Source organism: Autumnicola patrickiae (assembly GCF_031846525.1).
Taxonomy (GTDB): Bacteria; Bacteroidota; Bacteroidia; order Flavobacteriales; family Flavobacteriaceae; genus Autumnicola; species Autumnicola patrickiae.
The window spans coordinates 11,362-30,224 of the sequence record NZ_JAVRHM010000016.1 but is presented as its reverse complement, the minus strand read 5'-3'; the positions used below and the strand labels follow the sequence as shown (position 1 = coordinate 30,224).

The 18,863-nt window shown below is 38.5% G+C and carries 15 protein-coding genes; 5 read left to right on the top strand and 10 right to left on the bottom strand.

Annotated elements, in window-relative coordinates; genetic code table 11:
• Positions 1-55: 55 nt before the first annotated feature.
• Both RM549_RS13590 and RM549_RS13585 read left to right on the top strand, forming a co-directional pair.
• Complete coding sequence (locus RM549_RS13590; RefSeq protein ID WP_311685731.1) at positions 56-3,658, top strand: metallophosphatase; 3,603 nt, start codon at positions 56-58, stop codon at positions 3,656-3,658.
• A gap of 44 nt (positions 3,659-3,702) precedes the next feature.
• On the top strand, positions 3,703-5,070 hold the full coding sequence (locus tag RM549_RS13585; RefSeq protein ID WP_311685729.1) for an FAD-containing oxidoreductase: 1,368 nt from the start codon (positions 3,703-3,705) through the stop codon (positions 5,068-5,070).
• Between the two features lie 16 nt (positions 5,071-5,086).
• On the opposite strand, the gene RM549_RS13580 is transcribed toward RM549_RS13585, so the two are convergent.
• From RM549_RS13580 to RM549_RS13565, 4 genes are all read right to left on the bottom strand, one after another.
• Positions 5,087-5,755, bottom strand: a complete 669-nt coding sequence (locus tag RM549_RS13580) for a haloacid dehalogenase type II (protein WP_311685727.1) — start codon at positions 5,753-5,755, stop codon at positions 5,087-5,089.
• A 66-nt stretch (positions 5,756-5,821) separates the two neighbouring features.
• On the bottom strand, positions 5,822-6,364 hold the full coding sequence (locus tag RM549_RS13575; protein WP_311685725.1) for a lipid-binding SYLF domain-containing protein: 543 nt from the start codon (positions 6,362-6,364) through the stop codon (positions 5,822-5,824).
• A 226-nt stretch (positions 6,365-6,590) separates the two neighbouring features.
• Entirely contained in the window at positions 6,591-8,675 is a 2,085-nt protein-coding gene (locus RM549_RS13570; protein WP_311685723.1) for a tetratricopeptide repeat-containing sensor histidine kinase, read from the bottom strand.
• A gap of 18 nt (positions 8,676-8,693) precedes the next feature.
• Positions 8,694-9,458, bottom strand: coding sequence for a LytR/AlgR family response regulator transcription factor (locus tag RM549_RS13565; RefSeq protein WP_311685721.1), 765 nt, complete (start codon positions 9,456-9,458; stop codon positions 8,694-8,696).
• A 334-nt stretch (positions 9,459-9,792) separates the two neighbouring features.
• Here RM549_RS13565 and RM549_RS13560 point away from each other — a divergent pair, with 334 nt between their 5' ends.
• The 3 genes from RM549_RS13560 to RM549_RS13550 all read left to right on the top strand — a co-directional run bounded on the left by RM549_RS13560 (position 9,793) and on the right by RM549_RS13550 (position 11,218).
• Positions 9,793-10,302, top strand: a complete 510-nt coding sequence (locus RM549_RS13560; RefSeq protein ID WP_311685719.1) for an outer membrane protein — start codon at positions 9,793-9,795, stop codon at positions 10,300-10,302.
• A gap of 162 nt (positions 10,303-10,464) precedes the next feature.
• Positions 10,465-10,818 carry a DUF4870 domain-containing protein gene (locus RM549_RS13555; protein ID WP_311685717.1) on the top strand — a complete coding sequence of 118 codons (354 nt, stop codon included), beginning with the start codon at positions 10,465-10,467 and terminating at the stop codon, positions 10,816-10,818.
• Between the two features lie 76 nt (positions 10,819-10,894).
• On the top strand, positions 10,895-11,218 hold the full coding sequence (locus RM549_RS13550; protein WP_311685715.1) for a hypothetical protein: 324 nt from the start codon (positions 10,895-10,897) through the stop codon (positions 11,216-11,218).
• 120 nt (positions 11,219-11,338) lie between these two features.
• Here RM549_RS13550 and RM549_RS13545 read toward each other — a convergent pair whose 3' ends face one another.
• The 6 genes from RM549_RS13545 to RM549_RS13520 all read right to left on the bottom strand — a co-directional run bounded on the left by RM549_RS13545 (position 11,339) and on the right by RM549_RS13520 (position 18,850).
• Positions 11,339-12,364 carry a hypothetical protein gene (locus RM549_RS13545; RefSeq protein ID WP_311685713.1) on the bottom strand — a complete coding sequence of 342 codons (1,026 nt, stop codon included), beginning with the start codon at positions 12,362-12,364 and terminating at the stop codon, positions 11,339-11,341.
• 171 nt (positions 12,365-12,535) lie between these two features.
• On the bottom strand, positions 12,536-12,883 hold the full coding sequence (locus RM549_RS13540; RefSeq protein WP_311685711.1) for a cupin domain-containing protein: 348 nt from the start codon (positions 12,881-12,883) through the stop codon (positions 12,536-12,538).
• Between the two features lie 724 nt (positions 12,884-13,607).
• Positions 13,608-14,315 carry a class I SAM-dependent methyltransferase gene (locus tag RM549_RS13535; protein ID WP_311685709.1) on the bottom strand — a complete coding sequence of 236 codons (708 nt, stop codon included), beginning with the start codon at positions 14,313-14,315 and terminating at the stop codon, positions 13,608-13,610.
• Positions 14,316-14,603: 288 nt separating this feature from the next.
• Positions 14,604-14,870, bottom strand: coding sequence for a hypothetical protein (locus tag RM549_RS13530; protein WP_311685707.1), 267 nt, complete (start codon positions 14,868-14,870; stop codon positions 14,604-14,606).
• 137 nt (positions 14,871-15,007) lie between these two features.
• Complete coding sequence (locus tag RM549_RS13525) at positions 15,008-15,607, bottom strand: TetR/AcrR family transcriptional regulator (RefSeq protein WP_311685705.1); 600 nt, start codon at positions 15,605-15,607, stop codon at positions 15,008-15,010.
• An 84-nt stretch (positions 15,608-15,691) separates the two neighbouring features.
• The gene (locus RM549_RS13520) at positions 15,692-18,850 is read right to left on the bottom strand and encodes an efflux RND transporter permease subunit (protein WP_311685703.1); all 3,159 of its coding nucleotides are present in this window, start codon (positions 18,848-18,850) and stop codon (positions 15,692-15,694) included.
• Positions 18,851-18,863: the final 13 nt, after the last annotated feature.

Here is an 18,863-nt window from a genome sequence, read left to right as displayed (position 1 = left end):
TATTCAATTTTGAGAGTTTATAAAACTGGCTACAAGCCCTACTTAAGTTTCTAATATGCCCACTACATTAAAAATTCCACAATCTTGTTCAATAAAAATTACTGCACTCATATTTCTTTTCACCTTTTCCTCTGCGTTTGCACAGCAGGATAAAATACCTGAAGGAAAAGAAATATCCCATTCTGTTTATTTTACAGCTAATACAGGGCTTAATGATGGCTCTACAGCGCAACGTATATTCAGCCAAATTGTAGAAGCTTCCCAACAGGATGAGGATGCGAGTTTAGTACTCCTGGGAAATATAACTGAAAACGGATATCCGGAAGACGAGGAGAAAAGAGAAGCCACTAAAGATTTTTTACAGAAAAAATTACTGCAGCCCCTTAAAAATTTTAACGGGAATGTAATAATGAATCCTGGGGTAAACGAATGGCGTAAAGGAGGCGGACACGAGAACCTGGATGATATGGAGTCTTTCCTGCAGGATAACAGTAAGGCAGAGTTCTGGCCTAATGACGGATGCCCGCGTGAACCTGAAACGCTTAGTGATGAAGTAGAAATTGTAATGGTAGATTCCCAGTGGTTTCTGGAAGACTGGGATGAACATCCATATATTAACAACAAATGTGAACAGAAAACCAGGGAGCAGCTCTTTATTAAATTTAAGGATGATCTTAAAGACGAACAAAATAAAACAATAATTGTAGCCATCCACCATCCCGTAATGTCTAACACAAGACGGGGGTTTTTCGAAAAAATTGGAGGTTTTTCCCGACAATCCTATTACAATAGTGCAATGGAGGAATTGCGGGGCAGACTGGAAACCCTTGCGAGCCAGTTCGATGACGTGATCTTCGTATCTGGTAACGACAGGAACATGCAATACCTGGAAGATGATGGTATCCCACAGATAATTAGTGGCGCAGCAGCAAAGACAGAAAAAGCAAAAGCCCACGAAGAAGATCATTTTGCTTCAGACAAAAATGGCTTTACAAAACTTACTGTATTTAAGGACAGAAGCTCCTTTGTCCGGTTTTATGAAGCAACTCCTGAGGGTCCAAAGCTGCTCTTCAGCAAGTTTATAAAAAGAGAACGCACCAGGATTGATGAAGTAAGCTACCAACCTAGAGAGAATTATGGCAAAACTTATAAAGCTTCTGTATATACCGACGAAGAAACTGACAAGAGCGGATTTTACGAATGGCTCTGGGGAGAACATTACCGCGATGTTTATAATCGTGACATAGAAGTTCCTGTTCTTTTCCTGAACGATCTCCCGGGCGACCCGGTACCTATTTCAGAAGGAGGAGGTAACCAGTCCAGATCGCTACGAATAATAGATGAGGATGAACACGAATACACTTTACGGGAAATAAGAAAAAGTGCCCTTCGATTCATTCAGACAAAAGTCAAAACTCATTATGTACACAACCGGATTGACAACACGTTTGCAGAAAGAATTGTACAGGACTTTTATACTACGGCCCATCCATACGCTCCTTTTGCTGTTAATGATCTTTCGGCTCCTTTAGAAATCTATCATGCAAACCCTAGGCTCGTCTATCTCCCTAAACAGGAGGAACTGGGGATTTTTAACAATGGCTACGGTGATAAACTCTATATGCTGGAGGAACATGTTGGGGATGAAAACAAAGAATTCGAAACTTTTGGTTCGCCAGATGATATTTTAAGTTCTGCAGATCTCCTTTTGGAACTTCGGGAAACAAAAGATTCCTATGTCCATGAAGGTTCTTATATAAAAGCACGTCTTTTTGACATGCTTATAGGCGACTGGGACCGGCATCAGGATCAATGGAGATGGGCGCAGTTTGAGCAGGAAGATGGAAGGTTGATGTACAAACCCATAGCCAGAGACAGGGATCAGGCTTTTTCTAAATATGACGGACCCATGGTAAAACTGTTAAAGATGGGAGTTCCCGAAGTGCGTGCAATGCAGAGTTTCTCCGGAGAAAAACTGCAAGACGTTAAGTGGTTTAATGTTGCAGCTTATCCTTTAGACAAAACTATTATAAAAACTGCTACCTGGGAAGACTGGAAGGAGCAGGTGGAATTTATTCAGAATGAGCTTTCAGACGAAAAAATTGATGCGGCTTTTGAAGCACTTCCAGAAGACACCAAAGATCAAAGTATAGAACGAATTCAACAAGATCTTAAGGAGCGCCGGGACAATCTTCTCGCAATCGCGAAAGATTATTACACCTATCTCCTGGAATTTGAAGTTGTTACAGGAACAGAGGAGGATGATCAATTTTTGATTACCCGAAAAGATGAGGGAATAACAGAGATTGTTATAAAAAATGACGAAAAGATCATTTTTGAGAATACTTATAATTCGGAGATGACCGATGAAATATGGATTTATGGATTGGATGGGAATGACGAATTTAAGATTGAAGGAGAAGGAAATAAGCTTATTAAATTAAAAGTTCTGGGTGGTGAAGAAAATGATACCTATAATTTCAGCAATACCAGGAAAGCGAAACTGTATGATTATAAAAGCAAAGAAAACACGATTGAAACCCCATCGGCCAAAAAGTGGCTCGTAGATAGCTATAACATTAATAATTACGATCCGGAAAAACGTAAAACCACCACAAATGTATTATTCCCAACTATAGGATTTGATCCCGATGCAGGATTTAAAGTGGGACTGGCAGATACCTTTTCCACTTATGGGTTAGCTAGAAATCCTTTTACGACACAGCACAACATAAGCGCTTTCTATTACTTTGCAACATCAGGTTTTGAGGTAAATTATTCTGGAGAATTTGCACACATCTTTCATAATTGGAATTTCGGGATCGACGCAAGATATACAAGCCCTAATTACACTCTTAACTATTTTGGAAGAGGAAATGAAAGCAGCTATAACGAAGATGCTGTGAGTATGGATTATAACCGGGTACGTATTCGACAATGGAGCATCTCCCCGTCGCTAATCTGGCGCAATGATACCGGCGCCCGCTTCCATTTTAAACCTATGGTGGAATCTCTGGAGGTTGAAGGAAATGACTCAGAATATGTAGGGCAGGTTTTTGATGAAGAAAATGATCTTTTTGAAAATCAACTATACGCTGGTGCCGAAATTGCTTTTCAATACAAGAACAAACCGCAGCAATTGGCTTTTCCCAGACGGGGGATAGAATTTGATTTATTTACAGGTTATAAGCGAAATATTGATGAACACGACAACGAATTTGCATATTTAAAACCATCGGTTTCCATTGTCTATCCACTGCATGAAAGCGGAATTGTAGTTTTAGCCACTAAACTCGGTAGCGAATTTATATTCGGGGACAATTATGAATTTTATCATGGTGCCACCCTTGGCGGAAACCACAGTTTAAGGGGTTATAGAAATGAACGCTTTAACGGTAAATCTGCCTTTTACCAGAGTACAGATTTAAGAGCAGGACTAATAAGAATGGAAACAGGTTTTGTACCTTTAAGAGCAGGGATAAGTTTAGGTTATGATTACGGACGGGTCTGGGCAGAAGATGAAGATTCCCAAATGTGGCATGACAACTATGGCGGCTCCATCTGGATAAATGCCTTTAGCGCCATTACCGGAAATATTGGCTACTATAGAAGTGATGAGGACGACCGGATAATGTTTACCCTTGGATTTAATTTTTGACCTTTATAACAGGGAATCATCAGTTCCTCTTTAAACATTTTTCTATGAAATTTGATGCTATAATTATTGGAACAGGACAGGCGGGAACTCCGCTTGCCGCAAGTCTTGCCGAAAATGGGCAAAAAGTGGCCATCATTGAAAAAGGGGATTTTGGAGGCACCTGTGTTAATACCGGGTGCACCCCAACCAAGGCCTATGTAGCAAGTGCAAGGCGGGCATTTATAACCAAAAACAGTCAGGAGCATGGTGTCACCATAGATGGTGAGGTTAAAGTTAATTTGAGAGCCATTAAGAGAAGAAAAGACCAACTGGTTCAGAAATCCAGCGAGGGTATAAAGAAAATGCTGGAGGATAATAAAAATATCCAGGTTTTTCGCGGAGAAGCAAAATTTAAAGATGACCATACTGTCACGGTAGATAACAATACACTACAGGGAGAAAAAATTTATATTAATACCGGCTCCAGACCAAATATTCCGGCACCTTATAAAAACCTCAACTATTATACTAATAAGACAATGCTGGAACTGGAAGAAATTCCTGAGCATCTTGTTGTTATAGGAGGCGGCTATGTTGGATTGGAATTTGCTCAAATGTTCCGCCGTTTTGGAAGTAAAGTGAGTATTTTGGACCGCGGTGACCGTCTTATGAAACAGGAGGACGCAGATGTTTCTGAAGCCATACTTCAGATATTAAAAGATGAGGATATTCAGGTTTATTTAAATTCAGAAGATATTAAAGGCTCCCAGGGGCAAAACTCAGTTAATTTCAGTTTCAATGTAAATGGTGCAGAAAAGAACATTAATGGTTCTCATCTCTTACTCGCCACAGGTCGGGTGCCAAATACGGCAAATATCGGGCTGGAGAATACCAGTGTAGATTTGGATAAGAAAGGTTATATTAAGGTAAACGAAGAATTGCAGACGTCAGTTCCCCATATTTACGCGCTTGGGGATTGCAATGGCGAAGGAGCTTTTACCCACACTTCTTACAACGACTTCGAAATTGTGGAGTCTAATCTACTTCAGCATAAAAAAAGAAGTTTATTAGAACGGATCCCATGCTACGCAGCATTTATTGATCCACCACTCGCACGGGTAGGAATGAACGAAGCTGAAATTAAAGAAAAAGGAATAAAGGCAAAGCTGGCTTCCAGACCGATGGGTAAGGTGGCAAGGGCGCAGGAAATGGGAGAAACCAGCGGAATGATGAAAATTTACATTGAAGCTGAAACTGATAAAATTCTGGGTGCGACCTTTCTTGGAACAGGCGCCGATGAAGTTATACACGCTGTTATTGATGCGATGTATGCAGGAACACCGTACACCACTATAAGGGATGCCGTACATATCCATCCTACTGTAAGCGAATTGATCCCGACAATGCTGGAAACTCCTGAAGATCTGGAGTAAGAACCGCAGGTATTAATTAAACCATTTGATGGACAAAATCCAGCAGGTCTTCTGCCTCCAAATCTGGTTTTTCTGCAAGAGGGTATAGGGATTTGCCTTTTCTTCTGATGAACGCAGCTTTTAGTCCGCTACTTTTCGCGCCTGCAATGTCCCAGCCGTGGGCCGCTATTAACATCGCATTCTCTCCGGAGACTCCTGCTTTTTGAAGAACGTACTCATATGTTTCTCTGTGGGGCTTATATTTTCTCACCATTTCCACACTAATAATTTCTTCAAAAAAAGTATCGATATTTGCCATTTTCAGCTGCTCCTCTGCTACAGATGGTTTCCCGTTCGTCAATGCTATCATCCTAAAACCCTGCTCCCGGAGCTTATGCAATGCTTCGATTACCTCTGGATGAGGAGGTAGTTTTTTAATTGGGCTTAAAACTTCCTTTATCTCTTCTTCAGAAAAGGACCTATTCATTTTTTTAGCTATCATTTTGAATGTAGCCACTCCTATTTCAGAAAAATCGTGATATTTATGGGTTACTGTTTCCACCAGGGAATACTGTAGCAGCATAGGAAACCAGATATCAAATGCGAAATTATTTTGCATTGCAGTATTTACGGACTCCTTCAAAGGATTAAGGTCCAATAAAGTTTCATTTACATCAAAAATGAGTAATTCAGGCTTTTTAATCATATTATTTATTTAACATAAAAAAGCCAGCTTTACAGCCGGCTTTTAATTCTCTATATATGGAGAATATTATCTGTCTCTATATTCAAACTTCTGTCCTCCAACAGAAACTCCTGCCATTGCACCGGCTTTTGGCATAATTACTACACCAACACCATCCTGAAAATCTACAGATGCAGATTTTCCTTTTTCAAGAATAACAGCAGATGCACTTGCAGTTAATTCATAATCTCCGCTTTTAAACTCTTCTAAAGCAGATTCTGACTGGAAGAAAAGAACTTCAGTATAAGCTTTTCCACCTATTTGAAGTCCAACGTCTACTTGTTTCATTTCTGTGAAGCCCTGTACGCTTCCGTTTTCATAAAGCACTCCGTTTCCTGAAGCTCCTCCCAAAATATAAGCTCCTTTTCCTACATTAGGAAAAATTGCATAACCTGCTGAACTTTGGAATAATTCCTCAAGATTGTTACTGGTTTCAGCTACTTTTTCCTGAGCTTTTTCTGCATCAGAAATTAACTTGTCTGGACTCGTGCTCATAGAACCACAACTTGCTAACCCCATTATAAGGACAGCCAAAAGGGGTATGTAGAATTTACTTGTAATAGATTTCATATAAATTATTTTTAGGTTTCAATCAAAAATAGATATCCAGGCTTAGGTAGCCTGTTAAGCATTTGTTATTTCACGAAAGATTAGCTGAAACCACTCCATATGCTAAAATTTTAACCAGTTTTTAAGATCATTGTAATACTATTATTTTAAAAAAATAATGGAGACTTATGTAGTTTTACACCCCCTTCCTTAGCTTTCCTCCTCCAATTTCAAAGAAAAATTGACCTTAAAGCTGATCATGTGGTTGTGCTTCAATTGATTTCTCCTGGGATAAATGGAAGACTATTCTTGTGCCCTGTGGCTCCCCATCTTTATTTACTTTATCTATAATTTCATATTGAATATTTCCGGAATAGCTTTTATTATATAATTCTATTCTCTCCTGGATAATTTGTGTACCCATGCTTTTATGGGCTTTTTTAGCTGGCTTTGTATTTGCTTTATTCCTACCCACACCATTATCATCTATATTTATTTTTATACTGTTCCCTTCGGGAATTATCTCTATTAGCAGTGACTTTTGTTCCTTTTTACTTGGCAACAGCCCGTGCCAGATGGCATTCTCTATAAACGGCTGCAACAATAAGGGCGGGATAAGCACCTTGTCAACTTCAGGGGAATCGTCACCAATAAACTTATAGGTAAAATCTTTTTCAAAACGATTTTCTTCCAAAGTGAGATAATAATGGGTCAACTTAAGTTCTTCGCTTAGCGGCACCACATGTTTTTGGGAGGTTTCCAGTACCATTCTTGTATAGCGACTAAAAACCACCAGGTATTTAATCGCTTTAGCATTTTGATTACTTTGTATGAGGTAAGTTATAGCATTAAGGCTGTTGAACAAAAAATGAGGATTAACCCTCAACCGGGTAACCAGAATTTCTGCCCTGGCAAGGTTACGCTCGTAAATTGCCTTCATTTTTTCTTTTTCCTCTTTTAGAATCCTGGCGTTTGTCCTCTTCTTTGTCTGCGAATTACGGTATTGTAGAAAAAAGATGATAAGGATTAGAAAAAGCCCTGTTCCCAGGAGAAGCATAAAGATCCTGCGCCTTTCAAGCTGTTGTTCCTGGTTCTCTAAAAGTGTTTGTTGCAGCGCCCTGTCTTTTTCGAGTAATTGAATTTGACTTTCCTTTTTCTCAATATCATACTCACGGATAAGGGCGGCTATTTCAACATTTTGTTCCGAAAGTTTTATGCTGTCTTCATAAGCTTTGGCTTGTTTAAAATATTCTAAAGCTGCGGAAGGCTGATTTTCTTTTTCATTTATTTCAGCAAGTTTATAAGAGTTTTGCATGATCAGGCCAAACTGATTCAGATCCCGGGCCAACTGAAGGGAATTTTCATAATATTCCCGTGCACCAGTAAGTTCATCCTGCTGCAATTTAACTTCTCCCAAACTCCCGAGTATCTGCGCCTGCTGATGCCTGTCTCCCAACTTCTCAAATCGTGCAAGGGCATCTTCAAAATAGGAAGCGGCCTTTTCCAGGTCTTCTCCTTCCACCAAATAGGAATTTCCGAAGAATTCGTAAGTAATTGCCAGTCCGTATAAATCATTCCTTTCCTGATTAATTTTCAGCAATTCATCAAGATATTTCCGGGCTTCAGAAAATTGTTTTTTATTTATATAATAATCTGCAATAGAAAGATAATTCATAGCCACGCCAAGGCTATTGTCCCGCTTTTTTTCAGCTTCAAGGGATCGTTCAAAATAAGCTAAAGCTTCTTCCTCTCTACCCTGAATATTTCCCAGTGCATTACCGATACCGTTACTGGAAATTGCAATATTTCTTAAGTTGTTTTCTTCTTCTGCAATTTTCAACGCCTTCATGTAATAGGAAATCGAGGAATCATATTTTTGATTATAACGTCCTGCCACCCCCGCGTTGTTCGCAAATATCATTTTATGTACAGGATCAATATCCTTTTCTTCCACCAGGTTGTAGGCTTTGATGTGAAGTGGCATGGCTTCCTCATAATCCTGGTGATACCTGTAAAGCAGTCCAAGATTGTCCAAACTACGGGCATACAATAACGTATCTCCCAGCTTTAATGCTCTTTGTATGGCATCCTGTGCATAGGTATATTCTTCTTCTTCGTTGTGATTTCTTCTATGGATCTCCCGACTTAATTGTAAGGCATAATCAATCTTCAGCGAATCCTGAATTTCCTGTTCATAATTATTTCTAAGGCTATCCAGAGCTGTTTGGGCAATGACAGAATTTGCAGATAAGAGAATAAGAAAACAAAATATTTTCCGCAGGAAACTGCAGAAGAAGCTGTGGAAAATATGTGAAGATAAAGTCTGGTTCAAATTAATCTAATCCTAAAGCTAAGCTGTTTTTGTTATGGCATCAAAAAGATTGGTAATGAGATCCTTTTTACTTTTACTCACGGGAATGGACTTCCCATCCTGCATTACAAGGTAACCTCCATCATTGCGATAATATTTTTTCATATAATTGGGATTGATGAGATAGGATTTATGAATGCGGATAAAAAAGTATTTATCGAGAAGCTTTTCAAATTCCTTTAAGGTTTTACTTAAGACCAGCTTGCGATTATCAACCGTAAATAGCAACGTGTAATTGTTCTGGCTTTGGCAGTATAGAATATCATTGGTTTCAATAAATTCATAACCATCGGAAACAGGGACTGCAATTTTATTTTTCAGAATTCCTTCACGCTTCATATAGGTCAACAATTCGCTAATCCTTTCTGAAGAAAGATTTTTCTTTTGTTCCCTCTCCTCTTTCCATTGTAGAACAGCTGTTTTAAATTCGTTCTCATCAATTGGTTTAAGAAGATAATTCACTGCTTTGGCTTTAAAAGCCTGTGCAGCATACTGGCTATAAGCGGTTGTAAAAATCACATCAAAAGAATCTTTGGGGAGTTGATCCAGGAATTCGAATCCATTCATCCCGGGCATTTCCACATCGAGGAACACCAGATCCGGCATGGCCTTAGGTAAAGCCAATAGCGCATCTTCCGGTCTTGTACCTTTATAGACAATTTCCGATTCCGGAAATTTACTTTTTAGATGCAAAACCAGTCCTTCTACACAATGTACTTCATCATCTATAATGGCTACTTTCATGATAAGATATAATTATCTGGTGCTAATACCAAAAGAGGATATCGTATTAAATGTAGCTTTTCTTATTGAACCTATAAAAAATTTACAGCTAAAATGCTGTTTCCCATTAGTATAAACATCATATGATTTAGAGAACCAGATTTCCAGCCGTTCAGGATTCAAAAATCACTTAAATAAAAATTTTCTTCATTTCACTCATCCATAACCGGCTTATACTCAATTCCTGTTGATAGAACCCTGCCATCATAAGATATTTACATCATCAATGAGAAAACCCAAAACACTTATTGCGAAAAATGACCCACAAATAATTGATTAACAAAAATTCTTAAAAATGAAAGCAAGATTACTTATTACCGGAGCTTTATTATTTTTCGCAGGTATTCTTAGCAGTTCTGCACAAACCGACACTCGTCTTGGTGCTATGTTAGTTTACGGTACAGAAATCGAGAATCCCGGAATTGGCGTAACCGCAGAATTCCCAATTATCGAAGATCTCACCATTGCACCAGGTTTTATTTACTACCTGCCTAAAGATGAATCTGGCATTAGCCTTAACTGGTGGGAGATAAACGGAAACGCACATTATTACTTTTCAAATACCGAAAGTCTTGGCTTCTACGGCCTGGCAGGATTAAATTATTCTCATGTAAAAGTTGATTTTGATGGCAGCGGATGGGGAGGTACTGATTTTGGTGCGAGCGACGGAAGGTTCGGTTTAAACCTGGGTGCCGGTGCTAATTTCAACATTGGAAGCAGTATAACTCCTTTTGCTGAAGCAAAATATGTAATTATAGATGGAGGACAACTAGTAATTGGTGCAGGAGTGAAGTTTAATTTATAAACTCTCATGCTGAAGGTTTAAAACCCGCAATATCTCCTACTGAACAATAAACAAACCTGAAGATATTGAGCTGAATGATCACAACAGAGGCTGAAAAATTCAAATTCTGATAAAAAGCCACCGGAATTGAATCTTTTATTCTAAACTTTAAATATTCTGATTATGGAATCCGGAAATACGCAGACAGAAACTAAAAATACTGCTTCAGATGACAAAACAATGGCTATTGTAGCCTATTTGACTATCATCGGGCTTATCGCGGCGTTTATAATGAACAGGGAAAAGAACGATCCTTTTGCCGCATACCACATAAAGCAGTCTTTAGGACTAACCATGTGCGGAGTTGCCCTTTTTATAGTCGGATTAGTGCCTATTTTAGGATGGATCGCAAGTTTCTTAGGTTCCATCTTCCTATTATACCTGTGGGTAATGGGGCTGGTGAATGCCATTAACGGAAAATCCCAACCCGTGCCTTTACTGGGAGATAAATTTGAAGAATGGTTTAAAAATATATAGCTCGTAGAGAGGAATCAAAAATGGCAATTATCGGCCTTTGGTATACGAACTACTAAAATCTCAAAAAACTGAAATTATGAAGATATATTCAAAATTCTTATCACTTATTTTATGTACAACACTTTTTGGCTTTTCATCCTGTTCTGGGGATGACGATGCAGGTACAGATGATGATGTTACCGGCGCTTGTAATGATTTCCAGGGGGAGTGGGAAGATGTAGTCACTTCTCTTAATGCTTATTCTCAAAATCCAAATCCAGAGACTTGTGACGATTATAAAGAAGCAATGATCGATTTCTATCAGGAATTTGAAGATTGCCAGTACTGGGGACAGCAATATCAGGAAGCGATTGATGAAGTACAGGCGATGGACTGTAGTGATGTCTCATCTGACACTTAGAATATTTCAGAGAACGTAATTAAAGTAAAGATTTGAAATCGTGTGGGGACCGGTTTTAAGTCGAAAAATGAATGGACGTCTATAGCGTCCATTCATTGTTTTATTCAGCAGCAAAATCAACTATAATTCTCTTATGCCAATGATATTTATAAGAGAAGAAAGATCGTCTGCATTCTGTAGTTTTATTATTTGGTGATCACCTGTTGAAGGATAATATTTAAAAATACTTTTAGCATTATTTGCTCCCACAAGTTCTGCAAACTCACCACCCTCTTTATTATAGAAGGTTTTATGAGCAAAATGCAAAGCTGATATTTGTGGCACTTCAGATATTTCACTTGAGGTCTTTGCCTGAATATCATAAATTACCGGCCTCACTTCTGCCATTATACTGGAATTCGCTACCGGCACAAAACCAAATAAACTATTCGGACTGCCGCTGTTCCCGAGGTTTGTAATTCCTGCTTCTGTCTCCGAAAAGGGAAGAATTGTAATGGAATTTTGTTCCAGGTCAATTTCCAGCAAATCTGCATTTACTACTCTTTCTGTTTTAGAGGCTACCACATATAATTTCTGTCCTACCAGACTTGTGGAAAAAACATTCTCATAACCTTCCGTAGCCAGATTTATATCCTGAGAAATTATCTGAAGATTATCTGGATTTATACGAACTACCATAATAGGTCTCTGGTGGTTGCTCTGTTCCATATTTTCTCTGGTGATCCCAATCAGGTCTTGATTCTCCTCTTCCCAGTCTAAGGACAATAAAGCTGTATTTTCTCCAAATTGTTCAGGAAAATCCAGTATGGTAGACTGTATTTGACCACTTTCGCTATTCTTTTCATGCAAAATACCTCTGGGAGGATCAAAACGATGTTCGTAGATAAAAGTTTCAGAATCTGATGAGGTAACGGAATTAAATAGTGTGTTAAACTCTATTCCGGGAATTCTACCCGTTTGCACAACCTTTCCGCTATTATTCCCAATGTTGAACAAGGTACCGTCATTTCTTAGAGCGATATAATAAAAAGTATCTTCAACCTCATCAGGAGTTTCGGTTCCAGACGGAGACTCATCTTCTGAACATGAGAAAACTGCGGCTAGTAAGACCACCATCAGCAATGGCTTAACGTATTTTAAAAACATAATAAGATATTTTTTAGCGGATGAAAGTATATATTTTCCCGCAATGTAACAGAGATGATTAGAAAATTTTTCTTTACCTGGTTACGAGACCATGATCCTGCCAAACAGCAAAAAACCTGAAATTCTAAAAACTTTAGGTTTTGGAGTTTTCTCAATATTTTATATTCTCCTCTAGGAAGATTTGTCGGCCACGTCTTTTACTCTGTCGGCAGTATCAGATTTGGACAATGTTAGTCTCACTGTACTATCTGCTTCAGCTTTTAAATCATGCGGAACGTTTCCTTCCAATTGCACAAGATCACCTTTTACGAGGTTATGGATATTGCCATTAACCCCAAAGGTGATTTCCCCCTCAAAGATCTCCACTACAATAGGAAAAGGAGTTTTGTGTTCTTTCATTACCTGCCCTTTTTTCATGGTAATTCTAATTTCCCTGCTACTGTCGGTATCCATTAAGACCATTACCGCAGGTTTATTTTCGTTGTATTCCAGGTTTTTTGTTAGTGATGCAGTTTTCATAATTTTTTAGTTTTATTATCTATTAATAAGTTGATTCTGATTGTTCTCTACCTTCAGGAATAACAACTTTATTCTCATTTTTCGTTAAAGCTTCAAATTGTATCGCATGTTCCAGGTTTAACCTTCAGGTCAACTTGTTCTTCTGTTACTGCACTCATCTCTAAAACTTAATAATACTCTTCGTAAACAGATTAACCTCCGCGCTTCAGAAAAATTCAGGAATTCTAAACCAAAAGTAAGTACATTCAGAAGGCTGTTTTATGACTTAGATCAGTAAAAAAGCTTTTTCCCAGGCAAAATTGACAAACAGCAGTTAAAAAAAGGAGAAACAAAAATAAGCCGGTACTTATTCCTTCGGAGTAAAAAAGTGCAGCCTTTTAACAGAGAGAGGCTTGTAAAAAATTGTGCATTTCAGAGTCTGTCAAAGCGAGGCCTCAAAAATGGCAATTATCGACCTTTAGTGAATTAATAGACAACTATAGCTCCGGAGAAAAAAGCGCCGGCCTTTGACAGAGAAAGGTTTGTGAAATATCGCGCATTGAAAGTCTGTCACAAAGAGGCCCTCTAAAATGGCAATTATCGACCTTCCGTAAACTGGCACTTGATATTTCAGCTTATTCAAATTAACTTTAGAGAGATACAGTTTGAATTTATTCCACCACAAAAATAACAGTGACCACAGCATTTTTTGTTTGATCTTCTTTAGTCCAAAAAATTTCAGTCATTATTTAATTCCACCAAAAGCTCCAAAACACAGGTTCTTATGAAGGATTTCCACCTTACTAAAGCCTACCTGTTTCATCAAATCCAGTTGATAATTCATTGACCTTGGCGAATCTTCTTTAGCGATATAATCCAGCACTTTTTGCCGGTATTCCTTGCCGTCTATACTTTCTAAATATTCCCCATACTTTTCCCAAACATAATCATTCACCACATCTGTATCCTGGGTAATTAAATCGGATATCATTAAACACCCACCGGGCTTTAGAAGCCTGAACAATTTTTCAAAAGTTGCTTCCCAGTCGCTGTCATCCCTTAAGTGATGTAAAACCGCACCTGCCAGGATGATATCGAAATGATTTTCGGGTAACTCAACTGCCCTGATATCGCCCTGCAACGCCTCAACTTTTCCATTCGCCTTTTGTGACACCCTCTCCACTGCCTTATCCAGCATGGGTTTGCTGAGATCCACCAGTGTGCAATTAAGGTGAGGCATTTTTAAAAGCATCATAAGGGAATAATTACCCGCACCACAACCAATATCCAATAAGTTCTTAGCTTTAGGAGCAATTCTCTTAGATGCTTCTGTAATAAGTTCCAGAGAGATTTTTGCATCTATTGTAGAAAGTTGTCCCCTATCAAGATTAGAAAATCTTTCTGTATCATTATCGAACCGCTTCCTAATCTCTTCTACTGTTGATTTTTTCATTGGTTCTCTGGATCTTTGTTACATTTAAATGTCGTTGCAGCCTTATTTTAGAATAGTTCGATAAGTACGTCATCAACAAGAACTACAAAGTAAATAAAAACCCTGAAAATCATAAAATTAACAGGGTTGGAATTTTAGCCATACAATCAGTTTTTATTTTATGCTTGAATTTATAAGATTGGATATTTTAAAGTCGGACTCATTGATGAAGAATTAAGATACGGTAGCTTAGCTGACATTAATTATCCAGACTAAAAGGTCTTTGATCGATAGAAATTATGTCACTTCTTAATAAGCGGGTATTAGCAGACGCTTGTTTAACCTAAATCGATCTTTCTGCAGTTGAGGCCTGGATTCGGCCCAATTGATAAAATCTCTTACTGTATGAAAATCCTGGCGCACTTTTTCTGTTTCCAACAGATTTACTAAAAAAGAATTTTCTAGAATCATAAGAATTTCGATAAAATCAAAATCACTTTTACAAATAGTCTCAAAATCATCTATTACAGTAACTCTGGCTCCGAACCAATGCGATAAAATTTTCTCGTATTTCATTTCATAATATGATTTAAATATATAATTGCCATTTGCATATAATAATTGAGATTTTGAGGTTATTAGGAGCAAACCCAAGAAACAAAGTGCTATCCCGCTTTTATTTTAGGTCTTTGGGTTTTATAAAAATCAGATATTTAGCGATCCAGCTCTTTCATTACTTTTTTTCCTTTTTCAGTCGTAATGGCATTCATAAAGAACATTAATGCTTCCTGTTGATATCTCGACCTGGAAACCTCACTGGTATCCAGATAAGGCGAGTTGTCATAGGTCATGGTCATCTGGAAATAAAGCCTGGCATAAAATAATGCATCAAAATCTTCCCTGTAAAAACCTTGTTTCCTGCCTCTTTCGATATTATGCATCACTATCTCTGTAAGCTTTTCAGAAAAATATAACATATGCTTATTGAAAATCTGAGGGTAATATTTCATCAGCTGTTTTAGCATAATGGAATCATTTGTTTTTGAAGCCTTTTCAATTTCTCCGTCCCTGGCAAACATTCTCTCTACTGCATTTTCTATGGCTTCATCAAGGTTTTTCATTTTATTTAATACCTTCTCCAAATTATAGGTTAACACCTCTTCCAGTAGAATCTCTTTATTCTTGTACTTTTCATAAAGTGTTTTTTTTGAAATTCTTAGCTCCCTGGATATATCATCCATGGTTACTGTTTTCGCTCCATTTTCCAAAAAAAGCTGTGACACTTTATTTAGTAACTCTGTATCTTTTTCCATACTCATTTATGTTAACACTCATTCCTCTCCAAAAAATCTAGAAATCTGGCTACTGATTTTGCAGCCAGATTTTTCATTTATCTATTAAAATTCAAATTCATGCTTAGGATTTATATGCTCGTACTCTGCTTCCATAAGTTCTTTATAATTTTTATCCTCTTTTTTAGAAAACCTCTCCTCCATTCGAACAAAAATTATAAACACTACCGGCACAATTACCAAAGTTAAGAATAAGGAGGATAACAACCCTCCAATGATTACAATAGCCAGCCCATTATTCATCTCTGCACCTGCTCCAGAGGCCAAGGCAATTGGGAGCATCCCGAATACCATCGCAATAGTTGTCATCAAAATTGGTCGCAAACGTGCATGGTTGGCTTGTATTAGGGCTGTGCGTATACTTTCCCCTTGTGCCAGCCTGTGGTTGGCAAAATCTACCAGTAAAATGGCATTTTTAGCTACCAGCCCTATTAACATGATAATACCAAGAATAGTAAAAATGTTCAAACTTTGGTTTGTTAATGCCAGCGCCCATAAGGCTCCAATAAAAGACAACGGAATAGAGAACAATACAATAAATGGTTTAATAAAATCATCATAAAGTACAACCATAATCATGTACACCAGCATAATTGCAGCCAAAAGCGCAATTCCCAGTGTTCCAAAGCCATCACTCTGATTCTCCATATCTCCGCCCCAGCTCCATGCTACTCCCTTTGGCATCTCGATTTCGGCTAGTTTTTCTTCCCATTCCTGGGCAACTGCACCGGTAGTTTTACCAACGGTTTGTGCACTAACGGTTACCGAAGGAGAACGGTCGAAGCGTTCCAGCAAAGAAGGACCAGATTCATAACCTATATTGGCAAATTGCGAAAGATTCACTGTTTGCCCCTGGTTATTTACAAACTGAATATTTTTTACATCTTCAATATTGTTTCGGGCAGCTTCATCAAAAATTATATTAATATCATATTCGTTACTTCCTGTACGAAATTTGTTATCTGTATTTCCGCTAAAGGCGGTTCTAAGGGTCTGTCCCACCGTGGCCACATTTAATCCCAGGGAAGTCATTTTATCCCGGTTAACACTTACAGAAATTTCAGGATTTCCGTCTTCTACACTGGTTTCAATTTCGGTGGCTCCTTCTATTGTCCTTAAAAGGTCTTCGGCAGTCTGGGCGTAGGCGAAAGCATCTTCAAAATTATCTCCTGTTACCGTCATTTGAAGTGGCGCAGCCTGAGCTCCAACTAAACCAACCGGAACTGTGGTCACCTTGGCACCCACTAGTTCTCTCTCCAATTCTCGTTTGAGCTTGGCAGCAAATACAGAGGTGTTTTCATCTCTTTCAGATTTGTCTACAAGGGTAACTGAAATTTCAGATTTGTTTGTGGTGGTAAGGGCTCCCCCGGCTCCACCACTCCTGGATTGCCCTACAGTGGCAATAAGCCTTTCTACTTCAGGTAATTGTGCAAGGTAATTCTCTGTTTGTTGGGTGATAAAGTTTGTTTCTTCAATAGATGCATCTTTATCAATTTCCAACTGCACCAGGAATTCTCCCCTGTCTGTTCCCGGAAAGAAATCAGATCCTATGTATCCCATTACTACAAGTGCGATAGCACTTGCAAATAATCCAATGACCACTAAGAAGGTTTTTATTTTATTATCAAGAGACCATTCCAAAATCTTGGTCACCTCGCGGGTAAACCAGCTAAGGCCTTGTTCAAACTTTTCAAGAACCTTTCCGAAGAAGGATTTTTCACTAATCATTTCAAGCTTTCCGTACCTTGAAAATAACCATGGAACTACTGTAAAGGAAACCAGCAAGGATAGCAGGGTTGCAATAATTACAGTTACACAAAACTGACTAATGATGTCGGCAACCAATCCTGAACTTAGTGCTATAGGTAAAAATACCACCACAATAACAAGGGTAATAGCTGTAACTGTAAAACCTATTTCCTTTGATCCATCATACGCTGCACGCACTTTGTTTTTTCCCATTTCCATGTGGCGGTGAATGTTTTCGATTACCACAATAGCATCATCCACAAGGATTCCCACCACTAAAGAAAGGGCAAGCAGGCTCATTAAGTTTAAACTGTAACCCAATAGCAGCATACCTATAAAAGTTGCAATAAGGGAGGTAGGAATTGCCACCATTACAATAAGCGCATTTCTATAACTATGCAGGAAAAACAACATTACAAATGCTACCAGTCCTACTGCAATTAAAAGGTCTTTTATAACTGCGTTTGCCGCAGCCAGGGTGAATTCAGAATCATCTTTGGCAATCTCTATCTTCATTCCCTGATCTGCATACTGTTGCTCCAGTTCCACTATTTTCTCCTGAACAAGTTCACTCACAGTAACGGCGTTCGCATCGGTTTGCTTCTGAACCTGAAGTAAAATAGTATTTTGACGGTTGATTCTTGCGATTTTTTCTACTTCCTTTTGAGTATCCTGAACTTCCGCAACGTCTGAAAGCCTTATGTTCTGGCCATTTTGCGAAGCAATGGTAAGGTTCCTTAGCTCCTCTACAGACTGAATTTTTCCGGAGAGACGAATAAGCGTTGTATTCTCTCTCGTGGTCAGGTTTCCGGTAGGGAAATCCAGGTTAGAAGCCGAAATTATTTGCTGAACCATAGGAACGGTAAGTCCGTAGCCCTGAAGCCTGTCCGGATTTAAATTCACTCTAATCTCCCTTTCCTGTCCCCCAACAAGGTTTACCTGCGCAACTCCCGAAACACGTGAAAATGCAGGTTGTATGTTCTGATCTATAAGCTCATATAATTCATTTTCTGAAAGGTTTGCGGTAACCCCCATACTGATTATCGGCATGTCCGATAGAGAAACCTGCGAGAGCGAAGGTTCGTCAATATCACTAGGAAGATCTGAACGAATGGAATTTATTTTTCGCTGTGCTTCATTTAAAGCAAAATCCACATCTGCATCATTACTGAATGTAATAGTTACCAGTGAAAGACTTTCAAAGGAACTGGTTTGTATTTTGTCAATACTTTCCAGCGAAGACACAGCATCTTCAATTTTCCTTGAAACTGTGTTCTCCACCTCGGCAGGTGATGCACCGGGATAAACTGTCATCACCGTTACCACTTTTACTTCAAATTTCGGTATCAGCTCATAATTGAGCTGACTATAACTGAAAAAACCACCAATGATAAGCAATGCAAGCATTACAATCACCAGACTGGGTCTTTTTATGGATACTTCTGCTAATTTCATTATTATATATGGT